The sequence below is a fragment of the Rhizobium sp. BK275 genome (assembly GCF_014193555.1).
Taxonomy (GTDB): domain Bacteria; phylum Pseudomonadota; class Alphaproteobacteria; order Rhizobiales; family Rhizobiaceae; genus Rhizobium.
Window position 1 is genome coordinate 25,784 of record NZ_JACHZL010000010.1, and the last position, 24,425, is coordinate 50,208.

Sequence of the window (24,425 nt, forward strand, 5' to 3'; positions counted from 1 at the left end):
GATGGAGGCAGTATGATGCTTCTCAACTGGATCATGCTTTCAAACGAGCTTTACAGCCGCCGGCAGAGACAAGACCCGCTCGCCGATCCGCTCGATGCGCCGGAATGGGACGGGTTGCGATGGGCCTTGCCGCTTCTGAGCCGGATGGCGTGGAGACCCTACAAGGCAGATCAGGCGCCGGCGCCGAGGAACCGGGTGAAATGCGCGATGACGGCGTTAGGCGCTTCCTCGGGAATGAAGTGACCGCAAGGCAGGGCTTCGCCCTCGACCCGCTGCGCCCAGTCTCGCCACGGCCCAAGACCATCCACGCTTTTCAGCGTGCCGCGTTCGGCCTACGCGCCTTCGTCGGGAATGTTGAGGACTTCGCCGCAGGCCTTGCAGTGGACGGCATCGGCATCGTGGCGCTGCAGGCCGCAGCGGTGGCAGGCAAAGGTCACCTTGTGCGGCCGCACCACCGCCTGCGCCAGGCGCACGAAGAGCGAGATGCCGACGATCATGGTCACTACCGAGGTGAGCTTGCCGAGCGTGCCGGGCAGTGTGATGTCGCCGAAGCCCGTCGTGGTCACGGTCGCGACAGTAAAATAGAGCGCGTCCACGAAACCTTCGCCGCCCGGCTGGTTGTAGAAGAAGGAGGTGTAGACGAAGCCCGTCACGAGGAAGAGGAAGACCAGGAAATTGATCACCGCGCGCACAACATCGATCGCGTAGCCGCAGCCCATCCGGTGCAGCGCCACCTTCAGCAGCGGGCTTCGTCCGATCGCCCAGAGCCGCATGACGCGCAGGAAGGCGAAGTTGAAGAGCGCATTAGGGAAGAGCAGCGTTGCCAGCACGATGAAATCGATCCAGGTCATCGGCCGCAGGATCCAGCTGCGCAGCGAGGGTGCCGCGATGGCGCGCGCCGCGGTCTCGGCGGCGATCCAGACGGCGATGACGTAGTCGATGACGAGATAGGTGGGGGCGGCGCGGAAATAGGGGCCGAGCACGAAGAAGGCGAGGATGGCGATGTCTACGACGGTAAAGACGAATTGCAGGAGCATGGCCTTACGGCCTTCGCCCCGCTCGATGCGTCGCAGTCCCGCGCGCAGGCTCTTGTGATGCGTGTCGTCGTCGAAGAGATGATCCATGCAGGCGAGATAGCTCGCTTGCCGCAGGTATCAACGGCGGTCAATCCAAGGAGGAATCCTCAGCCGCTCGCAGCCCATGGCTTACTGCTTGTCACGGGCTTTTCTTCCGACGCTGCGAAGCTCTTCCTTATCGATGAAGTGATCGGTCGCGCCGGGCTCCTTGTCCGGATGGGAGACTTCCACATCGAGGTCGTCGGGCAGGTCGAGTGCCTGCTTGGTGTTCATGATGCCAAGTGGCACGCGGCCGTCCTCGGTCTTTGCGGCGACTTCGACGAGCGGTTTTGTCTTCTGGGCCATGAGGCGCTCCTTTTCTCTAAAAACGCAACGCGGGGCAGACTCTCCTGTTCCATCGAGGGGTAGATTCGAGGGCTTGTCCCCAGCGCCACACCCGTTCCCGGAACAAACAGCATCCGCCGGCGTTCGATCTCCGCGAACACATTCAATTCACGGAGGATTTTCAAATGGGTCGCGGTATTCTTCTCTGGCTTCTGGGTATCCCGCTGCCGATCGTCATCCTGCTCGTTCTCTTCATGCGATAGGAGGCCGCCATGTCTCTTGCTGAAGACAGAACCGTTATCGGAGGCTCCGGCCTCGAAAGCGGGCGGACCGGCGTGATGCCGGTCGAATCATCGAAATCGGCCATGGCCTGGGGGCCGATCATCGGCGGCGCCGTGGCGGCGACGGGCATCACGCTCATCCTGCTGCTGCTCGGCTCCGGCGTCGGTCTGACGATGGTCTCCCCATGGTCGGGCGAAAGCAGCTCGGCCACGACCGTCGGCGTCACCGCGGCGATCTGGCTGGTCGTCGTGCAATGGCTGTCCTCGGCCTTCGGCGGTTATCTGACCGGACGGCTGCGTACCAAGTGGGCGGCGATCCATACCGACGAGGTGTTCTTCCGCGATACGGCGCACGGTTTCCTCAGCTGGGCGCTCGCGACCGTCTTCGTCGCCGGCTTCCTGGCATCGTCGCTGACCTCGCTCGCAGGCGCCGGGGCAAGTGCAGCCGGTCAGGCCGCAATGGCTGCCGGTGTCGCCGGAGGGGCCGCCGCCGCCTCGGCTTCGGACACGGATTCGACGGGGCCTGGCCTATCCACCGCCTATTTCACCGATGCGCTCTTGCGGCCGCAGAATATCGGCAATCGCGCCAACGAGGATAATGGCGCGGCTGCTGCCGAGATCTCCCGCATCCTGCTGCAGGGCGCCGTCAACGGCTCGGTGCCGGATGGCGACAAGACCTATATTGCCGGCATCGTGTCGGCCCGCACAGGGCTTTCCGAGGCCGATGCCCGCGCCAGGGTCGATACCGTGCTGAAGCAGATCGACGACGCCAAGGTCGCAGCACAGGCTGCCGCCGACGAGGCCCGCAAGGCTGCGGCGACCTCGGCCTTGATCGGCTCTTTGTCGCTGCTGGTCGGCGCCTTCATCGCCGCTGCGGCTGCCGCGTTCGGCGGGCATCAGCGCGATGAGGAAGAGGATCTGGTGGCCACGAGCCGCGGGCCGCTGGTGTAGAGGGAGAGCGGCGCCTGAAACGGCGCCGCCCTCTCAAAAGGTTGTCACGGCCCGGAAGCCGAAGATCGCCGCATTCTCGATCCGCGAGCCGGGCTTGTCGGGATCGGCTGCATTGCCGCCGGGTCGGATGACATATTGGAAGAAGGGCTGGGCCGACAGCCATGGCGTGACGGCAGCCTGATACGTGGCTTCGATCACGGCCTCGGAACTCGGAACCGGCTGCGACGTCCCGGAAAAAGCATTCTCGGCCTTTGCCAGGTCCGACATGCCCGAACTCATGCTGGCATAGGCAAAGCTGACGCCGGCCGTGTCATCGTCGCGGCCAGGCAGAGGCCCCTTATAGGCAAGGCCCATGTCGAAATACCAGTTCATGCTGTTGCGGTCCTGCTGCGGCGCGACCGCTACGCGGACAAATCCATTCAGGCCGTTGTCCGTGCTGCCGGGCTCCTGCCACAGCGTCTGATCGACAACGGCGTAGACCGCAAAATTGCCGGAGAGCCGGCGCGGGCTGCCGCTCGACAGGGGATCGGCGAGCGAAACGCCGTTCGATGCGGTGGACAGGCTGTCGAACTCTTCGGAATTGTACCAGGCGCCGATCTTATACGTGCCCGGCAAGCCGTAATCGCCCTTTCCAGGCGTATAGGCATAGGCCGCCTCGGCAATCGCGAGCACGCCGTCTCCGAGCGGAAATCCCAGTCCGTTTGCATTGCCATCAGGGTCCGATCCGGTCGGGCTGCCATTGAAGACGGCGGCCTGCAGGGTCCAGGCATCGTCGGGTTTGACGATGATCTGAGCGCCCGGAACGGCGAAGGGATAGGCCGGGCCTCCTCCGGGCAGATCTGCGGCAAAAATGCCGGGCCATCCGAATGTGGAGTTGACGAAAAGGCTGGCCGTATTGCTGATCGCGAAATTCTGGTCCGCCAGAATTTGCCCGAGCTTCACCGTCACCTTGTCGTTCATGAGGCTCTGTGAGAGATAGAATTCGCCCAGTCTGAAGCCGGGATCGGCCTCGACAGAGGTTGCCGTCAGAAGATTGCCGACATCCTTTCCGGACAGGCCCTGACCCTGGATCGCATAACCGGAGATATGAATGCTGCCGCCGGTCCACCCTGCCAGCCGGCCCATGTCGAAATCGCCCTGCAACTGAAAAAGACCGTCATAGGCCGTTCCCCGTTTCAGGCCGCCCGATACATTGCCGAGCACATCGCTGGTCTGCGACATCGTGAAGGTGATCCCCTGATCCCGCAGGCGGTTGCGGGCGCCGTGCCAATCGCCGGTCAGTGTCGTATCGGCGTAGGATGGCGGGGCCATATCGTCGGCCCGTGCGCCCGCGCCGTAGACGGCAATCGCAAATACGAGGGCGGCGGGTACCTTTTTCATTCTCTTCCCTTTTCCGGAGGCTCTGATTTGGGAGGATGCAAAGGCGCTCACCCATAGCGCCTTTGGCGCGAACAATGAGTTTGCCATCATTGGAACGAATCGCGCGGCAGGACAAGTTTGTCGGGGCGGTATGGAAGACTCGGCTTGCCCTGTCGCCAGTTCGATACGCGTTATGCCGTCACGGCCTGGCAAGATGCCAGACGCCTTCGGCCCCGTCGCCGTGGATATCGCCAGGATTGGAATCGAAGTGATAGGTGTAGAGCGGCGAGCCGTTGTAAGCCCACTGGGTTACCCCGGTCGGCCGTGTGACAATGCTCCAGGGACCGGAGGCCTTGGCGCCGGCCGGCGCTTCGAAGGGGGGCCAGGCGAGGGCACAAAGCAGTGTGCATTCGGACTTGCCGGGCTGGTCCTTGTCGAAGGTGTAAAGCGATCGGCCGCTATCGTTCGCCAACAGCTTGTGTTGTCCGCTTGTCACGACCGTGGCAGGCGACATGGGTTTTGCCTCTGCAACCGATAGGGAGATCAGGGCGAGGCCGAACGAGATCACGAGGCTTTTCGTCATTCCAGACATTTTTGGTCCTTTCTGCCGCTGCTCCGTGCCTGAACAGGAGAGGCTCCCGCGGCGACAGGCGGCGACTGTTCTTCAGCCGCATCAGGATCACCGGGTTAGCCGGGATTTGTAACTATACGAAGGTCGAGAATGCGGTAGATGAAGAGGTGAGTACAAAGTTCGGTGAGCCCGATGTGATCGTCTCTATCGGCGCTCGGCCTCCATGTTTCCCAGCCGGAACATCTGCGCAAAGAACGCCTTGTCGGGCAGGCGGCGAAGCAGGGCCGCAATCGCCGCGCATGCCGCGACCGCGAAGACGAGCCGGCCGGTCAGGACGCCGTGCAGATTGGCGCCGAGCGACATCACCACGATCGTATCCTCGATCACGCTGTGCGCGAAGCCCATGAACACGCAGGACAGAAAGATCTGACGCGGTGCCACCGAGCCCGATTGCGCCTCGCGGATCAACAGGCCGGCGCCGTAGGAAATGCCCAGAAACAGGCCGATCGCCGTCAGATGTCCGGCCTCGCCGCGGATGCCGGCAAGGTGCAGCACAGGCGAAAGAGCCTTCATCATCATCTCCATGAGCCCGGTCACCTTGAGGATTTCAAGAGCCCAGGACAGGACAAGGAGGATGACGAGCATCCAGACCATGGTCCCGGCAAGGCTCCAGATGTAATCGGCCCAGTCGGGCGTTGCGCTCATCGGCAGCCAGACAGGATCGACCTGATACGAGAGCCATCCCGTCGCCGAGAAAACATGGTGCAGCATGAAGGCATAGAGCAGGCCGCCCGCGATGCGCAGCACCGTCGTCGCGATCATGCCGGGACCGGCCTTCTGGATGATCTTCTGCTCGATTGGCAGACCGTGCGCGAACAGAATGAGGGCCGAGAAAACCGTGACGTCGGCGACGCTGAGCGAGGAAACGGGAACGAGGGTGAAGACGAGGGGAATGGCGCCCCAGATCCCGACCAGCATGCCCGTCAGCCAGGCCAGTCCCAGCTCCGGGGGCAGCCCGATCAGGTTCATGACAGGTGCAAAGGCGGGCGCAACCGCCTTGACCGCTCCCATCCGCGACAGCAGCTCCGTCAGGATGGCAATCGGAACGGTGATGCGGACAAGCACCCAGTAGATGCCCAGCGTCTGGCTGGTGTTGCGCCGGATGAACGACAGGAACGGCATGTGAGACTCCTTTTGTGACGTCTCCATCTGCTAAACCCGTTCGCTTCGAATTTGCGGTCAAAGATTGCAGTGCCTTGCAATTATATTGCAATGGCATGTCTGGCGGATATGCTGCGGGAATGGACCGGATCGACCGAAAACTTCTGAACCTGATGCAGCGCGACGCATCGCGCACGAATATCGAAATGGCCGACGAGGTGGGTCTTGTTCCCTCCAGCTGTCTGCGCCGCGTGCAGCGGCTGCGCAAATCCGGCGTCATCGACCGCATCGTCGCTATCCTCAATCCGGCAAAAGCCGGACGTGGGATCAAGGCCCTGGTGACCGTGGAACTGAAGCTGCACGGCGAGGCGCATATGCGCCGCTTTCTCGATATCGCCATCGCCGAAGAGGCCGTGTCGCAAGCCTATTCCGTCACGGGTGCAACCGATGTCGTGCTGATGCTGCGCCTGCGCGATATGGAGGAATTCGATAGCCTGTGTGAGCGTCTTTTCCGCGACGAAAACAATGTTGCCCGCTATTTCACCATGATCGTCATCCGGACGGCGAAAGAGGAGACTGCCATCAGGCTTTGATGGGTTCGCTGGCTGGGTGGCGCCCGAAGGCGAGGGTTCGGCGGCTGTCTTTGATGTTGTGCCGTGCGGAACCCCACTTGTAACTTGACGTCATCCGCCTGCAGCCTAGCTATAGCTCAGCCCGCGGCAGGCTATTATTCTCAACTCTGGTCTTAAAAGTTGCAAGAGCCGCCGCCTCTGGCCGTGAAGCCATCCTTGCAGGCCATGTTCAAAGGCTCGTTCAAGTTCCGGGCACCGGGGCCACCGGGGGTGCAGGACGAGCAGATCACGGCAACCAAGAGGAAGGCGAAGGCTGCGATTGCCTTATCCAAACGTATCATCGGAAATCCTCCAAATTCACATTCTGCAAAGTCTCGCCGCGGCCCTCGTGTTCAAACGACGTACAAAGCACCTTAGGAAAGCCCGTTACATATGAACCTGGCTCTTGGAAAAGCCGGAACGCGAGGAAAATTAACACGATGGCATTGGATTATTAACAATATAGACTTAACTTATACTGTAGTCCACAAAAATATATCCATCTATGCGCTAAACTATCTTCGTGTCATTTGGGTTAGATCTTACAGATCGTCTCAATTTCGATCTGAGACCAGAAAACATGGCAAAACGCTTGACTTCCGAGACAGTCGCTCTGTTGTGCGGTGCGGCACGACGCCACCCCTTGCCAAATCAAACCGCTGCACACAGTTGATGAGTTCCTGCGCCGGGACTTTCAGGCGCACAACACCGTCCGACGGGAGAAGAATGAACCGTATCAAGACCTGGCTGAACCAATATGAGCCGATGACGCTCATTACCTTCGCCTGCCTCGCCGGCGGCGTCTTCCTGCTGCAGCAGTTGACGAGCGAGGTGCTGGAGGGCGAAACGCAGGGCTTCGACCAGACGATCCTGCTGTGGCTGCGCCAACCCGGCGATCTCGGCCGGCCGATCGGCCCGCACTGGCTTGTTCATGCGATGGGCGACATTACCAGCCTCGGCGGGGTCACCGTGCTGGCGATCCTGACGCTGCTGGCCACCGTCTATCTGCTGCTCGACCGCAAGACCACGATAGCCGTCTTCCTGTTCCTCTCGGTTTTCAGCGGCTGGCTGGCGAGTACGGGCCTGAAGATCATCGTCGCCCGCGCCAGGCCGGACGTGGTTCCGCATCTCGTCGATGTCAACGATCTGAGCTTCCCGAGCGGCCATGCGATGGTCTCGGCCGTCACCTATCTCACGCTCGGGGCGCTTCTGGCGCGCACGCAGCGCTTCCGCGCCACACGCATCTTCGTCATGGGGGCGGGCATCTTCCTCGCCACCATCATCGGCCTCAGCCGCATCTATCTCGGCGTCCATTACCCGACCGATGTGCTCGCCGGCTGGGTTGCCGGTTCGCTCTGGGCGCTGTTGTGCTGGCTGGTCTCGAAGCGCTTCATCGCGCGGACTGCTGATGAGGCTGAGAGCGAGCGGTAGTGCCCACTCAACTCATTCCCGTCCTCGGGCTTGTTCCGGGATCATCACAGGAATCCAGCCGGCTTGCGTCCGCAAGCCGAAAGGTGCGCGCGAAGAGTTTATCGGGTGTTGAATTTGACAGCCGATGAGCTATTTTCCTGTATTACAAACGGAGGCAAAAACGATGTCAGAACGTGAGCTGTCAGACCCGATCACCATGCGGCTGCCGCTGGATGTGCTATCTGAAATCGAAGAGATCGCTGAAATATGCGATCGCAGCCGAAGCTGGGTCTTCGTCCGTGCTCTGAAATCATATTTAGCCGCAGAGGGGCGCGAGATTATCGAACTCGCTCAGGCAAGGCGGGATATTGAAAACGGGCTGGGGCATGATCTTGACGACGTGATTGACGAAGTCGATGCGATCGTCAAGGGAGCGGCTGCTTGAAAGTCACTCTCTCTCCTAAGGCACGAGAGTACGTAAGGCGAGAAGCTAAATATCTTAAATCGGGAAGTCCCAGAGCAGCTCAACAATTTGCTGATGACATCAAGTGGCTCAGGCAAGGGCTCAGTCGCTTTCCGGAGATGGGAAAGTTCAACGACGAGATTCCCGTTCCTGGAGTTTTACGCTTTGTCATGGGACCATATCTCGTTGATTACGAGATTCTGGGCGATGAGATTTCAATTTTCGCGATCCGTCACGGCCGCGAACGTCCGCCACGCGTTGAGATGGAGGACGATTTCGACCTCGAAGAACCTAGTGCCGATACTCGCTTCGAGTAATTCCTTCCCTGGTGGCGGTTGCTACCTAATTCCGGATATTTCCTGGCATCCGATGGGATTGTGAAACTGCCGCAGGGTCAGGGTCTCTCGCCGCGTGGACACGGGGCAGCTGGATTCCTGTGACATCCCTCGTGCCGGCACGAGGAGGGAATGAGGGAGCCACACGCACCACGTTCCCTCATTGTCGACTTGATGACGGAGGGTGGAAATGCCACCAGCCCGCTTCACTGCGGTTCCAGCGGCCGCTTCGCGCCAAAAGCGGCCATGATATGGGATCGGCATTACGGTGGATGTCATACACCCGGACCCTATCCAATCGGAGTGTATTGACGAGAGCCTTCAATCTGGCGGCGAGGGCGAAGATGTGCGATTATCCGGCAACGCGACTGCCGACATCCAGGCAGACGCGAGGGCAAGCATGTCATTACTGGCCATCGACACTTCGATAGCGGGTACGCCTGTCGCCACCTCTATGGCGAGCAATCAGCGCGGCATTTTTCAAATACCCCAACAGACCGACCTCCTGCAGCACCATGCCGCGAACTGTCACGACACCAGATCGTCCCCGGCCGAGAGGATGGGCATCCTTCTGCTCTAAGAGGCAATACCAATAGGGCCGAGCACGAGCAAACTCAACGGAGGATACACCATGAGTGCCATGAGAAACCTTTGCTTCGGGCTGCTGGCTTCCGCATGCGCAACCGCGCTGGGTGCACCGGCAGTCGCGCAGCAGCAGTCGAAACCCAACATCCTCGTCATCATGGGCGACGATGTTGGTTGGTTCAACATCGGTGCCTATCACCGGGGCATCATGTCCGGGAAGACGCCGAACCTCGATAAGCTGGCGTCTGAGGGCATGATGTTCACCGACTATTATGCCGAGGCGAGCTGCACGGCCGGCCGGGCGAGTTTCATCACCGGTGAAATCCCGTTACGCACCGGCCTGACGACTGTGGGGCAGGCGGGCGCAGATGTGGGTATGCCGGACAAGGCCGCAACCATCGCCGCCGTCCTCAAAACCGAGGGCTATGCCACGGGCCAGTTTGGCAAGAATCACCTCGGCGATTTGAACAAGTTCCTGCCAACTCTCCATGGCTTCGATGAGTTCTTCGGGTACTTGTACCACCTCGATGCGATGTCGGACCCCTACTGGTATTCGTTCCCGGATGACCAGTCGTACCGTGACAAGGTCGGGCCGCGCAATCTGGTGCACAGCTTTGCCACTGATACGGACGACGCGACCCAGCAGCCGCGCTGGGGCAAGATCGGCAAGCAGCGGATCATCGACGAAGGCCCGCTGGCGCCATACCCTGATATGTCCAACGTGCCGAACATGCATGACATAACGCCCAAGGCCAAGTACGACATGGGTACGTTCGACGACGTGCTGGTCAAGGCCTCCTGCGACTTCATGGACAAGGCCAAGACCGAAGGAAAGCCGTTCTTCGTCTGGCACAACACGACGCGCATGCACGTCTGGACGTTCCTGTCTCCCAAGTACCAGGCTTTGATGAACAGCCAGACCAATTATGGTCTCGAAGAAGCCGGCATGGCGCAATTGGACGACAGCGTCGGTGCCATCCTGAAATGCGTCGAGGACGCCGACGAGACCGACAACACCATCGTCGTCTTCACGACCGACAATGGCGCAGAAGTCTTTACCTGGCCTGACGGCGGCATGACCCCGTTCAAGGGCACCAAGGGTACTGTGATGGAGGGCGGCTTCCGCGCACCCGCGATCATCCGCTGGCCGGGCAGGGTCAAGCCGGGCACGGTCGAGAACGGTATTTTCTCCGCCCTGGATTGGTTCCCCACGCTGGTGGCGGCGGCTGGTAATCCCAACATCACCGACCAGTTGCTCAAAGGCGTGAAGCTGGGTGACGTGACCTACAAGAACCACCTCGACGGCTACAACCAGCTGGACCTGCTGGAGGGCAATGCGCCGTCCGCACGTCATGAGTTCTTCTACTTCGGCGGCCCTGCGCTGGGGGCTGTGCGCCTCGACGATTTCAAGTATCAGTTCTTTCAGCAGCCGCAGGGCTGGCCCGGCGCAAAGGTAACGACTGATATGCCCACCATGGTCAATATCCGTCAGGATCCCTTCGAGCGGACACCGTCGATTGGCGAACAAAGCCTCAATGACCTTGGTGGAGGCTACATGAACGACTTCTACGCTCGTGAGTTCTGGCGCTTCGTCAGCGTTCAGCAGGAAGTCGCCAAACTCGCTCTTACGGCAGTCGACTATCCGCCAATGCAGGATCCGGCCTCCTTCAACCTGGATGCCGTGAAGAGGCAGATAGACGAGGCGATCAAGAACAAGCCAGGCAACTGATCGAGAATGGGTCGAGACAACGGGTGGCCCGAGGGGCTGCCCGTCCGTCGTGCAGATCGACAGGCCGTCGAGGCCCGGCAGCATGCGGTCGACGGCGAGCACGTCATATTGTCCCTCATGCCCTGGGTGACGCTGCCGAAGCCGACTGCAAATTATGGATGTCGTCGCCGCATGTTCGGCGTATGATCCTGCCTGGCAATCTGGGGGGATTTCCAATGCTTCATCGCACGAAGATCCGCGTGGCCACGAGAACGGTGGCTGTCCTGCTGTTCATCTATCTGCTGCTTGCCTATTTCGTCATTCCCGAGATCTGGATTTTTCACGATGCCGACCGTGTTGCCAAAGTCGGCAACATGGTCACGACGACAGAGCAGGGGATCCCCGGCGACCCCATCAATGTCGGTCTTGTCGGTTCGAAGGAAGAGGTCATCCGGGCATTCGCCGCTGCCAAATGGGATCCTGCCGATAAGATCACCCTGCGCACATCGATCGATATCGGACTGAGCGTGGTGCTTGACCGGCCCGATCTCGATGCGCCGGTCAGCCCGCTGCTTTTCGAGGGCAGAAAACAGGATCTGGCTTTCGAAAAGCCCGTGGGCAGAAGTGCCGACGAACGCAACCATGTCCGTTTCTGGCTGACCGGACAAACCGGCCCGAATGACCGCCCGCACTGGCTGGGCTCGGCAAGTTTCGACCGGGGCGTCGGCTTCAGCCACGATACCGGTCAGATCACGCATCATATCGGCCCTGACGTCGATGCGGAGCGAGACCTTGTCATCGGCGATCTTCTCAAGGCCGGACAAATTCTGTCGACCTATGAGATCGAAGGCATCGGAGCAACCAGGGACGGCCGCAACGGCGGCGGCGATCCCTATTTCACCGACGGAAAGGCGCTCGTCGGCGTGCTTCGAAACCAGCAGCAGTAGGGCGTTTCCTATGCGAAGCGGGCGGCCGTTCGTGCCCGCGCCTTGGCAGCGACTTCCTCGCGGTCGCGAGGCGGCTGAGACGTCTCCAGCGAATTGAGCAATTCATGGGCGCATCTTGCGATCGACGAGACGGCGCTCTCGAAGGCGGCCTCATTGCGTTTCGATGGCCTGGTGGTTCCGCTCAGCTTGCGCACGAACTGAAGCGCCGCATCATGGATTTCCTCGTCCGTCGCCGGCGGATCGAAATTGAACAGGGGTTTTATATTTCGGCACATGCGCTGCTTTCCTTCATCGTCTCTCCGCCACGGAAAGGGGCGTGGCGTCATATGAAAGTTAGTCGCGAGAGCGCCAATTGCAACGGACTGCAAGTCCACAAGAACCGCCTCGCGCCGCGCGAGACTTCGGTCGAGCCATTGTCTTCTCCTGATCGACGGGCCTGAGGACTGACCTCAGGCCCGCATTTCGTTCGCGAGTTTGGCGAGGCGCTCGGATCAATTCGGCCCGGGCTGGACGTGCTGAATCGGCTTGCCGTCGACCGCAACGGCCTGGCTGGCGGCGCCGTCGCTCGCGGCCGCCTGGGCTTCCTGAAACTTCTTGATGTCGTCTTCGCTGAGCACCGGACGGTCCACCTTGAGCGTCAGCTTGTTGAGCTTGGCGGTCAGCGTAAACGGCGGCTGGTAGTCGGCGTCGTTGACACCGGTGAGCGTGTCGGAGCCGACGTCGAAGCTCTCGTCCCACTGCAGGATCATCGGCAGGGTGCGTTCCATCTTCTGGGTTGCCACCACGTTGCCGTCCACCTTGAGCGTGCCGGTGCCTGGACCGCCGACGCCGCTGAAGTTGTTAAAGGCAAGTGTGCCAGCGCCGAGCCCGTCATATTTGAAGTCGAACTCGATCAGATGCTTGCCGGGCGTCAGCGCGTCCGGCCCCTCCCATTTGATCCGCTTCAGGTCGACCAGGTTCCACAGGAAGACGGGTTTGCCCTTGAGCAGATAGAAGCCGTAGCCGGCGAAGCGGCCGCCCGATGTCAGGATCATACCCTCGGCCCCACCCTCCGGCACGTCGATGTCGGCGGTGATCGTGTAGGACGTATTGATCAGCAGCGGCGAGTCGCCCTGCGGCAACCCAACCATCGGGTGAGTATAGACGAACTCGCTGCGGCCGGCGGTGATGTTCGGGCGCGGCGCCACGATGCGGGCCGCCACCGAGGCGTCCATCGGGAAGACCTGATATTTCCTGGCCTCCGCGATGAACAGTTCCTTCATCTCTTTCACCTTGTCGGGATTCTGGTCGGCGATGTCATGGGATTGGCTGAAGTCCTTGGTAAGATCGTAAAGTTCCAGCACCTGGTTGTTGAGCGGGTCGGCGTTGGCTGGACCGAACGCGTCCCACGGAGCGCGGTTTACCTTGGTGCTGAGCAGCCAGCCGTCATTGTATAGCGCCCACTGCCCCATCATCTCGAAGTACTGGGTCTTGTGACGGGTAGGCGCCTTGGCGTTCTCCTTGTCGAACGTGTAGGCGAAACTCGTGCCCTCGATCGGCGCCTGCTTGATGCCGTTCACCGTCTCAGGCGCGGGGATCCCGGTTGCTTCGAGGATGGTCGGCACCACGTCGATCACGTGCATGAACTGCTCGCGCAGGCCGCCCTTGTCCTTGATGCGTGCCGGCCAGGAGACCGCCATGTTCTGGCGGACGCCGCCAAGCTTCGAGGCGTTCTGCTTGAACCAGGTGAAGGGCGTGTCGAAGGCCCACGACCAGCCTGCCGACATGTGGTTGTAGGTCTGCTCGGTGCCCCAGACGTCGTACCACTTCATCTGCACGTCGACCGGCATCTTGTTGATGCCGTTGAAGAAGGCGACCTCATTGGGCGTGCCGAGGGGGCCGCCTTCGGCGCTCGTGCCGTTATCGCCGTTGATGTAGATGATGAGCGTGTTGTCGAGCTTGCCCATGTCCTCGATGGCCTGGACGACACGGCCGATCTCGTGGTCATTGTAGGCGGCGTAAGCGGCGAATACCTCCGCTTGCTTGATGAAGAGCTTCTTCTCTTCCGCCGGCAGATCGTCCCAATTCTGGAGCACGTTCGTCGGCCAGGGCTCCATCTGCGTATCCTGAGGGATGACGCCGAGCTTCTTTTGGTTTGCGAAGATCTGATCGCGAAGCTTGTTGTAGCCCTCATCGAACAGGTGCATCTCCTGTATCTTGTCGAGCCATTCCTTGGTCGGATGATGCGGCGCATGCGTGGCGCCGGGCGCGTATTTCACGAAGAACGGCTTGTCGGGGATCGTCTGGTTGAGGCGGGTCAGGTAGTCGATGGCATCATCGGCCATCCCCGTGATCAGGTTCCAGCCCGGCTTGCCGTCGAAGGGATAGATCTGGGTGGTATTGCGGAACAGGTTCGGTTGCCACTGGTTCGCATCGCCGCCGACGAACCCGTAGAAATACTCGAAGCCCATGCCGGTCGGCCATTTATCGAATGGACCGGCCTGACTGGCGGCAAATGCCGGAGTGTTGTGATCTTTGCCGAACCAGGACGTGGCGTAGCCGTTGTCGAGCAGAATCCGCCCGATCGTGGCCTTGTCCTCGCCGATGATGCTGTTGTAGCCGGGGAAGCCCGTCGACTGTTCGGAGATTACGCCGAAACCGGCCGAGTGATGGTTCCGCCCGGTGATGAGGGCCGCCCGCGTCGGCGAGCACAGCGCCGTCGAATGGATATTGTTGTAGCGCAGACCTTCATTGGCGATCCGATCCATGGTCGGCGTCGGGATAACGCCGCCGAAGGTGCTTGGCACACCAAACCCGGCATCATCCGTGATGATCAAGAGCACGTTCGGCGCATCCTTCGGCGGCACGATGGCCGGCGCCCACCAAGGTTTCGACTGAAGCGCATCATCCTTGATGACGCCGCCGAAAGCCGGGTCTGGTGCCGGCAATTGCTTGCCGTCGATCGAGGTCGTGGCACCGGGCGAACCCGGCTCAACGGTGACCTGCTGGGCGCTCGCGGTCCAGGCGGAACACGCCAAGGTAGTCGCAGCAATCTGCGTTAGTAAGGCCAATTTCATTCGCATGGTGCATTCCTCTCTGGTTACTGCCATCGGATTGAATCGGCCCCGTCCGACCGGGCCATTGTTGACGCTCCGTCTGCCGCGCTCCGTCATGCAGCCCTAGCACGGCGGCAGCGGATAATAGCCGCAGGCCGGCGGCGGATAGTAGGGCCGGTAATAGGGCGGGTAATAGGGCCGGTCGTAGGCCGCCGCAGCCGCGCCGTACCAGGCTCCCCGGAAGGCCGTCCTTCGTGCTACACCCGCAAACGACAGAGGCGTCCTCGGCATGCCGATAATGTCGATGAAGATCGATGCCGGGCCATCCGCCTTGGCGAGACTGCCCTCCAGCACCTCCACCTTGAACGTCAGGTTCGTGCCTTCGAGCTTTGGTTCCTTCAGAACGACGACGGCGTCCTCGACGCTCGACGCGTCCTTGTTCAGCACCGAGACGGTGGCGTTCGGCGGATCCTTTTCGAAGCTGCCGCCCTGAGCCCACTCTTCCAGCAAGTGGGTGGTCAGCGCATGGCCGGCGGAGCGGACCGGCCGGTCGGCGAACAGGATCGAGTTGTTGGAAATGCTCGTCAGCGTCAGCGTGTCGCCCTTCAGGGTCGCGCCGTCGGAGTTCATCACGATCAGCGAGGGAACGAGTTCCGTCTTCTGCGTGCTCGAGGTGCCGATGGACTTCGTCGCCGGCGCGGTGATGGCGTTTTCGGCCATCGACGTCGACGATGTGAGAATGCCGAACGTCGCGGCTACCGCGATGGTGCTGATGGTGTGCTTGAGGCTCATTTTTTTCTCCCTGGTTCGAAAGTTAGCTTGTCGATCTTGCCGGTGAACTCGAATGGCGTGTCGTACCGATACTCCACGAGCGCCACGCCGGTGCGCGTATCGAGGCCGACGTCGAAGGTCTCGTCCTCGGGGAACGTCACCGGGATGCCGTGCCCCAGCGCGTTCGTGGCCACTTCCTTGCCGTCGACGGAGAGCACACCCGTGCCGCCTGTACCAAGTTCGGTGCTCCGCTGATCACGTCCGGAGACGTCGTGGTGCTCGGAGCTCACGGTAGCGTTGCCGGCGTCGTGGCTGCTACCCATCCGTCGTGATAGATCGCGCGGTTGCACGCGCGCGTCGGAGAGCAGAGTGACGTGGAGTGGAAATTGGTAAAGCGCAGGCCCTGGCTGGCGATGCGATCCATCGCCGGCGTTGGAATGACGCCGCCGAAGGTGCTCGGTGCGCCGAAGCCCTGGTCATCCGTCATGATCAGCAACACGTTGGGGGCGCCTTTCGGCGGCACGACGCGCGGAGCCCACCATGGTGTCGAGTCCGACGCCTTTTCGTTGATGACACCGCCGAATTTCGGATCAGGCGGTGGAAGTTGTTTTCCGGTGATCGTGGCGGTGGCTTCGGGGGATCCCTGAGTACCGGTGACCTGTTGAGCCCATCCCGGGACACAACCAAGGGCCAGGAGACCCGCACCCGCAAGCATGCTCCGGCAAATTCTCATGACGGCTCCCCCCGCAGCAGATCAGGAAAATGCGATCGTATATTACGAAAGCTTTAAATACACGAGTTGGCCCGTGCGAAAAAGGCTGCATTCCCTAACGCTTTCGATCAGGTCTTACGATGAGCGCGGAAACTGCCGAATGACGAGAGAGGAGGGAGCGTCGGTGCTACAAGAGGGCTTTCATGCGGATAGTTTCAGCAGCCAGGCATCGTGATGCTTAAGGAAGGTTCGCAGGCGGTCGCCATAATCGCCCCCGACCGCCTCGCGCACGCTCCGGCGCTCGGTCAAGGCCGCGCGCCATTGGGCCGTGCGGGACAGCCCATCGAATATTCCGGTGGATGCGATCGTGTCGAACACGTCGAAATAGCGGAAGATCGGCGCGAAGACTGCGTCGACGAGACTGAATGTCTCGCCGGCGAAAAATGGCCCTGCGCCGAGTTCGGCCTCGACGCGCCTGAATTTGTCGATGAGGGCCGATCGTTTGGCCTCGTAGGCGGCGGCATCCCTGGCTGTCTCGAAGCCCCACAGGTCCGAAAGGATCGATGAGCCGAACTCCATCCATCCCCGGTGCTGAGCCCGCTTCAGCGGATCGGCGGGATGGAGCGGCGATCCCGGTTGGGTTTCCTCCAGGTATTCGCAGATCACGGCGCTTTCGAACAGTACCGCCTGCGTTCCATCCGCCTGGTTGACGACCAGCAGCGGCACCTTGCCGAGCGGCGAGATGGCCAGGAACCAGTCGGGCTTTGCCGAGAGATCGATAGTGCGGCGCTCGAAGGGCACGCCCTTTTCCGCAAGGGCGATGGCGGCGCGCTGGACATAGGGGCAGAGATGATGGCTGACGAGGATCAGATGTGCATCGGACATGACAGGCACCTTTAAAACGCGGGGGCAGAACGAAGCGCATAGCGACCGTCGCCAAGCAGGAACTGGGCCAGCGACAGCACGATGAGATAGAACGGATATTCCCAGCCGCCGTTCGGTGCGTTGAACACCCAGCCATTGCCCCAATGAGCCCAGATGATTGCGCCGAGCAGGGCGGGGATCAATGCGAGGGCAACCCATCGGGCATAAATGCCGAGCACCAGCATCACGCCACCAACGGCTTCGGCCGCAAAGGTCAGATAGGCCAGCCATCCCGGCAGGCCGATGGATGCGAAATAGCCCGCCGTGCCGGCAAGGCCGAATGTGAAGAGCTTGAGCACGATGGAATGGGCGAGATACATCACGCCGAGGCTCACGCGCAGCAGTGTGACGGCATAATCGGTCATGCGTTCCTGGTTCATGGACGGACTCCTTAATGAGGTAGATGTAATTGCATCTATATAGGCCCTTGCGCTCGCCGTCAATATAGATGTAATTGCATCTATGATTGATCCTTCGGCTCCCGACCATCCTCAACCGTCTCCTTCCGCCACGCGCGCATGGGTTCTGCTCATGCGTGCCCAGCAGACGGTTCTTGCGGCGATCGAGAACGATCTCAAAGCCGCCGACCTCCCGCCGCTCGGCTGGTATGACGTGCTTCTGGAACTTTCGCGGGCGGAGGGCGGCAGATTGCGCCCTTACGAGATCGAGCAGCGCACGCTTCTTGCCCAACACAATCTCTCCCGCCTTCTCGACCGGATGGACAAGAGCGGACTTGTCGTGCGTGAACTCTATGCCGAGGACGGCCGCGGCCGATGGGTGGTCATCACCGACGATGGCCGCGCCATGCAGGCGAGAATGTGGAAAGTCTATGCGCCCGCGATAAAGCGTCATCTTGGCGACAAGCTCGACGTCGCCCAAAGCGATCAACTGGCCAACTTGTTGAGTGCATTGTCACGGGATGCTTAGCGACGGAGGCTGATGAGGGCAGTGGACAGGCCGGATTTTGCGTGGGCATTCTTTTCGCGGCCGGAGCATTGCTGCTACCTGTCCCGATCGACTGCGGAAAACCGAGGTGACGATGACGACGATCACAAGCATGACTTCGACGATGACTGCCTCCTTCCTCGGCTCCTTCGTGGAGGTCGTGGAAGCCTTCACCATCATCCTTGCGGTCGGCGTCACACGGAGCTGGCGGCCGGCCTTTATCGGCACGGGGCTGGCGCTGGCAGTGCTTGCGGTGCTGGTGCTGGTCTTCGGGCCTCTGCTCGGCCTGATCCCGATCGACATCCTGCAATTCGGCATCGGCACGCTCTTGATCCTGTTCGGCATGCGGTGGCTGAGAAAAGCGATCCTCAGGGCCGCGGGCTTCATCGCGCTGCATGATGAGGAAAAGGCCTTTGCCGCGGAAACCGATGCGCTTGCCCGCCAATTCACGGAGCGTCGGGCTGCTGACCGGCGGGCCGATTTTCTGGCCGGCACGGCCGCCTTCAAGGCCGTGCTGCTCGAAGGCATCGAAGTGGTGTTCATCGTGATCGCGACAGGCGCGCGGCCCGGCATGCTGCCCTATGCGGCCATCGGCGCGCTGGTGGCCTGCATCGCCGTGCTCGTCATCGGCATGGCTGTTCACAAGCCGCTGTCTTCAGTGCCGGAAAATACGCTGAAATTCATCGTCGGGCTGCTGCTGACGGGTTTCGGCATCTTCTGGGTGGGCGAGGGCATCGGCACGCCATGGCCGGGCGAAGACCTCTCGCTGCCCGTGCTCTTCGGCGGTCTCGCCGCCTTCTCCTTCATCGCAGTCCGGTGGCTGCGCCAGTATCACAATCTGCATGCGGAGCCCGTCGCCCGATGAGCATTCTGAAGATCGCCTTCAAGGAATTGACCGGTATGTTCATCGATGACGGGGCGCTGGCGCTTTTCAGCCTGCTTCTCGTGCTCGGGGTCGGCCTCGCGGTAAAATCCGGCCTCATCGGCCCGACCGCGGGGGCCGTGCTGCTCATCGCCGGCTGTCTCGCCGTTCTCGCGGAGAGCGTGACACGGGCCGCAAGGCGGAAATTTCGGCGGTAGAGGGTGGTTGTCTGGAGGTTGTGGGGCCAGGCGAGGCGCTTCCTGTGAATGAGGCGTATCCCCGACCTCCCTCATTCCTGTGCTTGTCACAGGAATCCAGCCGGCTTGCGTCCGCAAGCCGAAAAGACCCTTATATTTAAGGGCTTATGAGTTCGTTGGAGAGAGAGAGTCCCCCGCCGCGTAGACACGCGGCTTCTGGATTCCTGTGACAAGCACAGGAATGAAGGCAGGGCGAGCTTACCTTCCTCTCTCCCGCGCCACGACCAGAATGAGCGGCGCCAGGGCGGTGGCGAACGGACCGAAGGGCAGGCGCTGCAGGGCCTTGCCGACGAGGAAGGCGGCGGCCATGGTGCTGGAAAGCTTCAGCCAGGGATGATCGCCGAGCTGCGCATGGGCGCTCGCATCCGCCCAGCGGATATTTTCTTCCACCACGTTGCCCGCCTGATGACGGATGATATGCAGCCGGGCGCGCAGATTGTCGATCTCGCAGCGCACGTCCTCGATCTGTCGCTCGAGCTCCGCGCGCGCGGCGGCGCGCTCGACATCGACGACGATCTCCTCCACCGGCGCATCCTCGGCAACCGCATCCAGATAGGTGCGGTATTCCGCTTCACTCTCGAAACCCTCGTGGCGGGCGGCCCAGTCTGTCGGCGCGATGTGGTCGGCCGGCGGCTGCTCGCCCACATCCTTCACCGCGTCCCTGCCTTCGATCGAGTTCCTGCCTGTCCTGCTCGCCATTTCGGTCTCCTCTTTCGCTGACGGAGTTCAAACGTTCGAGGCGGAAAAAGGATGCATGGGCGGCGGGGATTGATTGCCGGCGCGGTGCGCCGACAGAACGGATTGAACTGAGCTTCGGCTAGGACTGAACGAGGATCACCAGGGTCTCGGGCAATACGCCGTCATATTCCATCGCATCGGCCGCTTGCTTGCTCTTCATGAATTCCGCCAGGCGGCCCATGTCGGCGACGTCCATGACGAGGCCAACCTTGTTGGACGATTGCGGATCGACGAAGGTGCGAATATTCGTGCAGCCGATCGGTTCGAAAACTTCCTTGCGGCGGGGCGAGGCGAGCCAGTGTTTGACGTCCTTGACGTCGTGATGAGCCAGGATGGTCGGCATTGCGTCCTCCTCTTGCTGCTCCTGATATCGGAGCCGGAGAAAAGTTTACGCCTCGGGCAATCGCATGGATATCACCCGCATGGGTGGGCGCATCTTTTTGTGGTCGCCGTGAGGGGGCTGGACTATGGGCAGTGAAGCGCATTTATGATGCGTCCTCATCAAGGGGGCGAGGGATTGGCATGAAGTGGATTTCGCTGGCCGGGGCGTTGCTTGCAGCATGCCTCGCCGTGGTGCCGGCAAAGGCAAGAGACGCGCTCGATATCCTGAACGGCACGCTGAAAGCGGCGGCCCAGCCCATGGTGATGGAGGATGGCCGGACGGGCGGCTGTACCTATTGGTTCGTCGCGCTCACGCGGGATCATATCTATCGGTCGGGACAATATCTTCGTGTGACCGGTTATCTCAACCTGATCAAGACCCGTCTCCTGGTAGGCGAAACCGACATACTTCCCCCGTTTGTGAGCACCTTGTTTCTCACTGTCGAAGAGGCTTCGAACGGGGAGGATGGCGATATCCGTTTCACGCCATCGGCGCCGTCGAAGGCCTATCTCGTCGGCACGGATACCGAAAGCCACACCGACAGTCGCGGGGAACCGACAGGCACCGAAACGCCTGGAACCGTGAAGATGTTGCTCGATACCGACCCGGCGCTGAAAATCCTCATGGAAGCGACGAGTTCCTCTCATGCGATCAGCGTTGCCTTCAACCAGTTTTACGGGGACAGGATGATCACCGTTCCGATCGAACTCGACGTGACGGACGTCAAGCCCAACGGGGAACGGGTGCGCTCGAAGGATACGGCGATCGATTTTCAACTGTGCCTGGCCGACCTGAGCAACGATTTTCCGGTGCCGCTGAAAGCGAAGTGAGGCTGCCGGTATTGTTTCCGGAACCGGTGCTGGCGACGTGACTGCCACCGGCGACAGGACGCGCCCCGGGCGCGTGGAGGATCAACTTGTTCACGCTTGCCGGTCCGGCATTGGACCGATGCTTTTGCATCCTTGGCCGATACAATGTTAAGAGCCACATATGACCCTATCAACAGAGCTGGACTGTCAGGCCTGCGGCGCGTGCTGTTCCTATTCGAGCGAATGGCCGAGGTTTACCACTGAAAGCGAAGAGGACCTCGATCTGCTGCCGGCGCATTTCGTTTCGGCGGATCAGACGGGCATGCGCTGCGATGGAGAGCGCTGCTGCGCGCTCTCCGGCACTGTCGGGTCATATGTATCGTGCATGGTCTACGATATCCGGCCGGATGTCTGTCGCGCCTGCCTTCCGGGCGACGAAGCCTGCCTGATGGCGCGCGCGGCGATCGGGCTGGTGTAGATCAAATACCGATCTCGAAGCGTGCCGAACCTTGTCACGGCAATCGCCGTGACATCCGTATCAGAACATTGCTTCCTTCCGGTGCCGCACCGCGAGGATCGTTACCGTGTCCTGATCGAAGCGGTAGCGAGCCGCATATCCGCTGTCTCCGAAATCGATGAGCCATTCGCGGTATTGCTCGGGCAGGTCCTCGACTGCCGCTCAATCCAGAAGATCGGCCGGCACCTTGCCGCCGTTTTCCGACAGTTTCTTCATGAGCGCCTTGTGAAGGAAGATGTTCATCTTCGCGCTGTCATTGGTATCGCCGGTATAGCCGAGTTCGCCGGCGAGCTCCTTGCGCTCTGCCATGCTCGCATCCATTCCGAGCGCCTTCATGAGATCGACGATCGAATGGCGCCAGTCGAGCTTCTGGCCGGATTTCTTCACGGCCGCGTTCAGGATCTGCTCGATATCGGCCTTGCTAGCCTGGGTTGGGCTGGCCTGGGTTGGGTTCGCCTGGGCCGAACCTGATTGAGCAGGTGGCGGCGCGCCGGTTGCGGGTTCGCTGACCGGCGCACTGGCCTGTGGGGCCGCGGGTGCTGGCTCCGGCGCGGGTGCCGCCTGTGCCTTGCCGAAAATCGCGTTCTTGATGCGGTCGAAGACGCCCACGGGGAAACCCTCCTCTTGTGGTTGCGATCGGGGATGTCCGGGAGAGAAGTAGGGTGGTAACGCGATCCGCAAAGGTGGCGGACGGGAATCATGGTTTGCGAGATGCAGTTCTTGGGTATTAGACGTATGCGCCCGGCACATACGTTCAATAGTCGCGCCCCGCGTCCTCTGCCGCCCCGCCAGAATCAAGAAAACTCGTTCGCCCTCGGCCCGGCAAGGGTCACCCGCCAGGTCGATTTTGCCCGGAAATCCTGCGTCGCCAGAAACGTATAGGGCGTGGCTCTCCAGGGTTTCACTGCGTTGTTGAGATTGTCGAGCACGTAATCGCCGTCGTCCATGCGGGCGATCAGCACGACGTGGTTCTCGTCACGCAGGCCGATCACTACCGAGAGCGCCAGGCGGTTTGCCGGAAAACCGGCGTCGATCAGGTCCTTCATCTTCTGCAAAGCGTAATCCTCGCAGTCGCCCCGTCCGTTCGAGGGCAGGGTCCAGACGTCGCCGTTTCCGGAGGCGGAGCGGTCCTCGGTCGAAATCACGTGCAGGTTCACGGCGCGGGTGACCTTGCGAAGAAGTGGCATGCCCGGCTGCTCGGCTGTCGCTCGCGAGGGAGTCTCACGGCAAAGCCAGCGGTAGCTGGCACAGGCGGAGGCGAATCCCACCGGCGCGCCGATGCTTCTGCCGACCGGCAGCAGCTGCCCGGCAAATGCTTGAAATTGCATGGGAAAGAACACAAGGGAAACAAGATAAACAAGCCGTCGCATGAATCACCCCTCTATTGTTCGTGAGAGAAGGTAACACAGTTTATACTAAAACTTTAATAAAAATTATTACTTGCGTAATTAACTATAGGTTAAGAACCTGTGCCACTATCCACAGTTTATTCTTGGAATTAACTTTTTGCTAATATAGGAATTCCCCTCAGTTAACGGTTTGTTAACTTTGGGAGAAAAAAGATGATCCGCAAAGCAGCGAAGTATAGCGTCGCCGTTGCTTACCTTCTGGCAAGCAGCAGCCTCACAATGGCCGCACCGGCAGTTGTCAACTGCGCCACGGCTGCGCCGGGCTCGATCGAGGCCAGGTTGTGCCTGCCGACGAAATCCATCCGCACCGACAAGGACAGCCGCACGGTCAACAATGACAGCAGCGGCAACGGCTTCGGCGGTCGCTCCGGCTCCGGTTCCGGTTCCGGCAAACAGGCGTCGAACCAGAATCCTTCCGGCGATCAGAACAACGGCGGCAACGACGGTAACGGCAGCGGCGGCAACACCGGCGGCTCCGGCGATGGTGACGGCGATGGCCCCGGCGATCATCACGATGGTCATCATGGTGGTCACCATGGCGGCAAGGACCGTGACCATCACGGCGGCAAGGACCGTGATCACCACGGCGGCAAGGACCGTGATCACCACGGCGGCAAGGACCATGGCGATAAGGACCATGGTGATCGTGGTGACAAGGATCACGGTGATCGCGGCGACAAGGGCCGAGGCGACAAGGGCGGTTCTGACCGGGGCGACAAGGGTGGCTCCGACAGAGGCGACAAGGGTGGCACCGACCGGGGCGACAAGGGTGGCTCGGACAAGGGCGACAAGGGCGGTTCTGACCGGGGCGACAAGGGTGGCACCGACCGGGGCGACAAGGGTGGCTCGGACAAGGGCGACAAGGGTGGCTCGGACAGGGGCGACAAGGGCGGTTCTGACCGAGGCGACAAGGGTGGCACCGACCGGGGCGACAAGGGTGGCTCGGACAAGGGCGACAAGGGCGGTTCTGACCGGGGCGACAAGGGTGGCACCGACAAGGGCGACAAGGGCGACAAGGGCGGCTCCGACAAGGGCGACAAGGGTGGCTCGGGCAAGAGCGGCAGCAGCGGTTCTGACAAGGGCAGCAGTGGCTCCGGCAATGGCGGCAGCAGTGGCTCCGGCAATGGCGGCGGCAGTGGTTCCGGCAATGGCGGCGGCAGCGGTTCCGGCAATGGCGGCGGCAGCGGTTCCGGCAATGGCGGCGGCAGCGGTTCCGGCAATGGCGGCGGCAGCGGTTCCGGCAATGGCGGCGGCAGCGGTTCCGGCAATGGCGGCGGCAGCG

At 61.2% G+C, this 24,425-nt stretch carries 29 protein-coding genes and 1 pseudogene; 14 read left to right on the top strand and 16 right to left on the bottom strand.

Annotated features, from left to right (window positions below):
- Positions 1-12 precede the first annotated feature (12 nt).
- The gene (locus FHT82_RS27120; RefSeq protein WP_246698233.1) at positions 13-243 is read left to right on the top strand and encodes a hypothetical protein; all 231 of its coding nucleotides are present in this window, start codon (positions 13-15) and stop codon (positions 241-243) included.
- Positions 244-332: 89 nt separating this feature from the next.
- Here the strand turns inward: FHT82_RS27120 and FHT82_RS27125 are convergent, their stop codons facing one another.
- Positions 333-1,124, bottom strand: a complete 792-nt coding sequence (locus FHT82_RS27125) for a potassium channel family protein (RefSeq protein ID WP_183735808.1) — start codon at positions 1,122-1,124, stop codon at positions 333-335.
- Positions 1,125-1,205: 81 nt separating this feature from the next.
- Entirely contained in the window at positions 1,206-1,421 is a 216-nt protein-coding gene (locus tag FHT82_RS27130; protein WP_183735809.1) for a hypothetical protein, read from the bottom strand.
- A 317-nt stretch (positions 1,422-1,738) separates the two neighbouring features.
- Between FHT82_RS27130 and FHT82_RS27135 the strand changes: the two genes are divergently transcribed.
- On the top strand, positions 1,739-2,632 hold the full coding sequence (locus tag FHT82_RS27135) for a hypothetical protein (RefSeq protein WP_183735965.1): 894 nt from the start codon (positions 1,739-1,741) through the stop codon (positions 2,630-2,632).
- 33 nt (positions 2,633-2,665) lie between these two features.
- Here the strand turns inward: FHT82_RS27135 and FHT82_RS27140 are convergent, their stop codons facing one another.
- The 3 genes from FHT82_RS27140 to FHT82_RS27150 form a co-directional block, all read right to left on the bottom strand.
- The gene (locus FHT82_RS27140) at positions 2,666-4,012 is read right to left on the bottom strand and encodes a carbohydrate porin (protein ID WP_183735810.1); all 1,347 of its coding nucleotides are present in this window, start codon (positions 4,010-4,012) and stop codon (positions 2,666-2,668) included.
- Positions 4,013-4,190: 178 nt separating this feature from the next.
- Positions 4,191-4,583: a hypothetical protein gene (locus FHT82_RS27145; protein WP_183735811.1), complete on the bottom strand. Its 393-nt coding sequence runs from the start codon at positions 4,581-4,583 to the stop codon at positions 4,191-4,193.
- 183 nt (positions 4,584-4,766) lie between these two features.
- Entirely contained in the window at positions 4,767-5,744 is a 978-nt protein-coding gene (locus tag FHT82_RS27150; protein WP_183735812.1) for a nucleoside recognition domain-containing protein, read from the bottom strand.
- A 119-nt stretch (positions 5,745-5,863) separates the two neighbouring features.
- Here FHT82_RS27150 and FHT82_RS27155 point away from each other — a divergent pair, with 119 nt between their 5' ends.
- From FHT82_RS27155 to FHT82_RS27180, 6 genes are all read left to right on the top strand, one after another.
- Positions 5,864-6,316 carry an Lrp/AsnC family transcriptional regulator gene (locus tag FHT82_RS27155; RefSeq protein WP_183735813.1) on the top strand — a complete coding sequence of 151 codons (453 nt, stop codon included), beginning with the start codon at positions 5,864-5,866 and terminating at the stop codon, positions 6,314-6,316.
- 744 nt (positions 6,317-7,060) lie between these two features.
- Positions 7,061-7,765 carry a phosphatase PAP2 family protein gene (locus tag FHT82_RS27160; protein ID WP_183735814.1) on the top strand — a complete coding sequence of 235 codons (705 nt, stop codon included), beginning with the start codon at positions 7,061-7,063 and terminating at the stop codon, positions 7,763-7,765.
- A gap of 163 nt (positions 7,766-7,928) precedes the next feature.
- Complete coding sequence (locus tag FHT82_RS27165) at positions 7,929-8,189, top strand: ribbon-helix-helix protein, CopG family (RefSeq protein ID WP_062374542.1); 261 nt, start codon at positions 7,929-7,931, stop codon at positions 8,187-8,189.
- Positions 8,186-8,524, top strand: a complete 339-nt coding sequence (locus FHT82_RS27170) for a type II toxin-antitoxin system RelE/ParE family toxin (protein WP_183735815.1) — start codon at positions 8,186-8,188, stop codon at positions 8,522-8,524. The genes FHT82_RS27165 and FHT82_RS27170 overlap by 4 nt, the downstream gene beginning before the upstream one ends.
- Before the next feature lie 649 nt (positions 8,525-9,173).
- A complete protein-coding gene (locus tag FHT82_RS27175) occupies positions 9,174-10,856 on the top strand; it encodes an arylsulfatase (RefSeq protein ID WP_183735816.1) in 1,683 nt (560 codons plus the stop codon).
- Between the two features lie 215 nt (positions 10,857-11,071).
- A complete protein-coding gene (locus FHT82_RS27180; protein ID WP_183735817.1) occupies positions 11,072-11,782 on the top strand; it encodes an LssY C-terminal domain-containing protein in 711 nt (236 codons plus the stop codon).
- 8 nt (positions 11,783-11,790) lie between these two features.
- Here FHT82_RS27180 and FHT82_RS27185 read toward each other — a convergent pair whose 3' ends face one another.
- From FHT82_RS27185 to FHT82_RS27215, 7 genes and pseudogenes are all read right to left on the bottom strand, one after another.
- Positions 11,791-12,057, bottom strand: a complete 267-nt coding sequence (locus tag FHT82_RS27185) for a DUF2277 domain-containing protein (RefSeq protein WP_183735818.1) — start codon at positions 12,055-12,057, stop codon at positions 11,791-11,793.
- A gap of 216 nt (positions 12,058-12,273) precedes the next feature.
- Positions 12,274-14,838 carry an arylsulfatase gene (locus tag FHT82_RS27190; protein ID WP_183735966.1) on the bottom strand — a complete coding sequence of 855 codons (2,565 nt, stop codon included), beginning with the start codon at positions 14,836-14,838 and terminating at the stop codon, positions 12,274-12,276.
- Positions 14,839-14,940: 102 nt separating this feature from the next.
- Positions 14,941-15,609: a hypothetical protein gene (locus tag FHT82_RS27195; RefSeq protein WP_183735819.1), complete on the bottom strand. Its 669-nt coding sequence runs from the start codon at positions 15,607-15,609 to the stop codon at positions 14,941-14,943.
- Positions 15,606-15,878, bottom strand: a complete 273-nt coding sequence (locus FHT82_RS27200; RefSeq protein WP_183735820.1) for a hypothetical protein — start codon at positions 15,876-15,878, stop codon at positions 15,606-15,608. Before FHT82_RS27200 ends, FHT82_RS27195 begins: the two co-directional genes overlap by 4 nt.
- A 59-nt stretch (positions 15,879-15,937) precedes the next feature.
- Positions 15,938-16,321 (bottom strand): annotated as a pseudogene (locus FHT82_RS27205) (sulfatase-like hydrolase/transferase); the annotation flags it as partial.
- Positions 16,322-16,501: 180 nt separating this feature from the next.
- The gene (locus tag FHT82_RS27210) at positions 16,502-17,185 is read right to left on the bottom strand and encodes a glutathione S-transferase family protein (RefSeq protein WP_183735821.1); all 684 of its coding nucleotides are present in this window, start codon (positions 17,183-17,185) and stop codon (positions 16,502-16,504) included.
- 11 nt (positions 17,186-17,196) lie between these two features.
- On the bottom strand, positions 17,197-17,604 hold the full coding sequence (locus FHT82_RS27215; protein WP_183735822.1) for a DoxX family protein: 408 nt from the start codon (positions 17,602-17,604) through the stop codon (positions 17,197-17,199).
- A gap of 82 nt (positions 17,605-17,686) precedes the next feature.
- Here FHT82_RS27215 and FHT82_RS27220 point away from each other — a divergent pair, with 82 nt between their 5' ends.
- The 3 genes from FHT82_RS27220 to FHT82_RS27230 all read left to right on the top strand — a co-directional run bounded on the left by FHT82_RS27220 (position 17,687) and on the right by FHT82_RS27230 (position 19,249).
- Positions 17,687-18,151, top strand: a complete 465-nt coding sequence (locus tag FHT82_RS27220; RefSeq protein WP_183735823.1) for a MarR family winged helix-turn-helix transcriptional regulator — start codon at positions 17,687-17,689, stop codon at positions 18,149-18,151.
- Positions 18,152-18,263: 112 nt separating this feature from the next.
- Positions 18,264-19,034: a TMEM165/GDT1 family protein gene (locus tag FHT82_RS27225; protein ID WP_183735824.1), complete on the top strand. Its 771-nt coding sequence runs from the start codon at positions 18,264-18,266 to the stop codon at positions 19,032-19,034.
- Entirely contained in the window at positions 19,031-19,249 is a 219-nt protein-coding gene (locus FHT82_RS27230; protein WP_183735825.1) for a hypothetical protein, read from the top strand. The genes FHT82_RS27225 and FHT82_RS27230 overlap by 4 nt, the downstream gene beginning before the upstream one ends.
- A 237-nt stretch (positions 19,250-19,486) precedes the next feature.
- On the opposite strand, the gene FHT82_RS27235 is transcribed toward FHT82_RS27230, so the two are convergent.
- The gene (locus FHT82_RS27235) at positions 19,487-19,987 is read right to left on the bottom strand and encodes a hypothetical protein (RefSeq protein WP_183735826.1); all 501 of its coding nucleotides are present in this window, start codon (positions 19,985-19,987) and stop codon (positions 19,487-19,489) included.
- Between the two features lie 118 nt (positions 19,988-20,105).
- The gene (locus FHT82_RS27240) at positions 20,106-20,369 is read right to left on the bottom strand and encodes a hypothetical protein (protein WP_183735827.1); all 264 of its coding nucleotides are present in this window, start codon (positions 20,367-20,369) and stop codon (positions 20,106-20,108) included.
- A 179-nt stretch (positions 20,370-20,548) separates the two neighbouring features.
- Here FHT82_RS27240 and FHT82_RS27245 point away from each other — a divergent pair, with 179 nt between their 5' ends.
- Positions 20,549-21,238 carry a hypothetical protein gene (locus FHT82_RS27245; protein WP_183735828.1) on the top strand — a complete coding sequence of 230 codons (690 nt, stop codon included), beginning with the start codon at positions 20,549-20,551 and terminating at the stop codon, positions 21,236-21,238.
- A gap of 160 nt (positions 21,239-21,398) precedes the next feature.
- Positions 21,399-21,695: a YkgJ family cysteine cluster protein gene (locus FHT82_RS27250; RefSeq protein ID WP_183735829.1), complete on the top strand. Its 297-nt coding sequence runs from the start codon at positions 21,399-21,401 to the stop codon at positions 21,693-21,695.
- A gap of 201 nt (positions 21,696-21,896) precedes the next feature.
- On the opposite strand, the gene FHT82_RS27260 is transcribed toward FHT82_RS27250, so the two are convergent.
- On the bottom strand, positions 21,897-22,343 hold the full coding sequence (locus FHT82_RS27260; protein WP_183735830.1) for a DUF3597 domain-containing protein: 447 nt from the start codon (positions 22,341-22,343) through the stop codon (positions 21,897-21,899).
- Positions 22,344-22,528: 185 nt separating this feature from the next.
- Positions 22,529-23,104 (bottom strand): transglutaminase-like cysteine peptidase, encoded by a 576-nt coding sequence (locus FHT82_RS27265; protein WP_183735831.1) that lies wholly within the window; start codon positions 23,102-23,104, stop codon positions 22,529-22,531.
- A gap of 192 nt (positions 23,105-23,296) precedes the next feature.
- Here FHT82_RS27265 and FHT82_RS27270 point away from each other — a divergent pair.
- Positions 23,297-24,425: hypothetical protein (locus FHT82_RS27270; protein WP_183735832.1), on the top strand; the 1,129-nt coding region annotated here is incomplete at its 3' end.

Bases quoted from the DNA above. Each gene is read 5' to 3' on its own strand.
- FHT82_RS27165 (WP_062374542.1), top strand. From the start codon at position 7,929: ATGTCAGAACGTGAGCTGTCAGACCCGATCACCATGCGGCTGCCGCTG.
- FHT82_RS27150 (WP_183735812.1), bottom strand. From the start codon at position 5,744: ATGCCGTTCCTGTCGTTCATCCGGCGCAACACCAGCCAGACGCTGGGC.
- FHT82_RS27265 (WP_183735831.1), bottom strand. From the start codon at position 23,104: ATGCGACGGCTTGTTTATCTTGTTTCCCTTGTGTTCTTTCCCATGCAA.
- FHT82_RS27145 (WP_183735811.1), bottom strand. From the start codon at position 4,583: ATGTCTGGAATGACGAAAAGCCTCGTGATCTCGTTCGGCCTCGCCCTG.
- FHT82_RS27155 (WP_183735813.1), top strand. From the start codon at position 5,864: ATGGACCGGATCGACCGAAAACTTCTGAACCTGATGCAGCGCGACGCA.
- FHT82_RS27135 (WP_183735965.1), top strand. From the start codon at position 1,739: ATGCCGGTCGAATCATCGAAATCGGCCATGGCCTGGGGGCCGATCATC.
- FHT82_RS27125 (WP_183735808.1), bottom strand. From the start codon at position 1,124: ATGGATCATCTCTTCGACGACGACACGCATCACAAGAGCCTGCGCGCG.
- FHT82_RS27245 (WP_183735828.1), top strand. From the start codon at position 20,549: ATGAAGTGGATTTCGCTGGCCGGGGCGTTGCTTGCAGCATGCCTCGCC.
- FHT82_RS27240 (WP_183735827.1), bottom strand. From the start codon at position 20,369: ATGCCGACCATCCTGGCTCATCACGACGTCAAGGACGTCAAACACTGG.
- FHT82_RS27210 (WP_183735821.1), bottom strand. From the start codon at position 17,185: ATGTCCGATGCACATCTGATCCTCGTCAGCCATCATCTCTGCCCCTAT.
- FHT82_RS27180 (WP_183735817.1), top strand. From the start codon at position 11,072: ATGCTTCATCGCACGAAGATCCGCGTGGCCACGAGAACGGTGGCTGTC.
- FHT82_RS27160 (WP_183735814.1), top strand. From the start codon at position 7,061: ATGAACCGTATCAAGACCTGGCTGAACCAATATGAGCCGATGACGCTC.
- FHT82_RS27215 (WP_183735822.1), bottom strand. From the start codon at position 17,604: ATGAACCAGGAACGCATGACCGATTATGCCGTCACACTGCTGCGCGTG.
- FHT82_RS27230 (WP_183735825.1), top strand. From the start codon at position 19,031: ATGAGCATTCTGAAGATCGCCTTCAAGGAATTGACCGGTATGTTCATC.
- FHT82_RS27195 (WP_183735819.1), bottom strand. From the start codon at position 15,609: ATGAGCCTCAAGCACACCATCAGCACCATCGCGGTAGCCGCGACGTTC.
- FHT82_RS27175 (WP_183735816.1), top strand. From the start codon at position 9,174: ATGAGTGCCATGAGAAACCTTTGCTTCGGGCTGCTGGCTTCCGCATGC.
- FHT82_RS27185 (WP_183735818.1), bottom strand. From the start codon at position 12,057: ATGTGCCGAAATATAAAACCCCTGTTCAATTTCGATCCGCCGGCGACG.
- FHT82_RS27225 (WP_183735824.1), top strand. From the start codon at position 18,264: ATGACGACGATCACAAGCATGACTTCGACGATGACTGCCTCCTTCCTC.
- FHT82_RS27120 (WP_246698233.1), top strand. From the start codon at position 13: ATGATGCTTCTCAACTGGATCATGCTTTCAAACGAGCTTTACAGCCGC.
- FHT82_RS27190 (WP_183735966.1), bottom strand. From the start codon at position 14,838: ATGAAATTGGCCTTACTAACGCAGATTGCTGCGACTACCTTGGCGTGT.
- FHT82_RS27140 (WP_183735810.1), bottom strand. From the start codon at position 4,012: ATGAAAAAGGTACCCGCCGCCCTCGTATTTGCGATTGCCGTCTACGGC.
- FHT82_RS27130 (WP_183735809.1), bottom strand. From the start codon at position 1,421: ATGGCCCAGAAGACAAAACCGCTCGTCGAAGTCGCCGCAAAGACCGAG.
- FHT82_RS27250 (WP_183735829.1), top strand. From the start codon at position 21,399: ATGACCCTATCAACAGAGCTGGACTGTCAGGCCTGCGGCGCGTGCTGT.
- FHT82_RS27220 (WP_183735823.1), top strand. From the start codon at position 17,687: ATGATTGATCCTTCGGCTCCCGACCATCCTCAACCGTCTCCTTCCGCC.
- FHT82_RS27235 (WP_183735826.1), bottom strand. From the start codon at position 19,987: ATGGCGAGCAGGACAGGCAGGAACTCGATCGAAGGCAGGGACGCGGTG.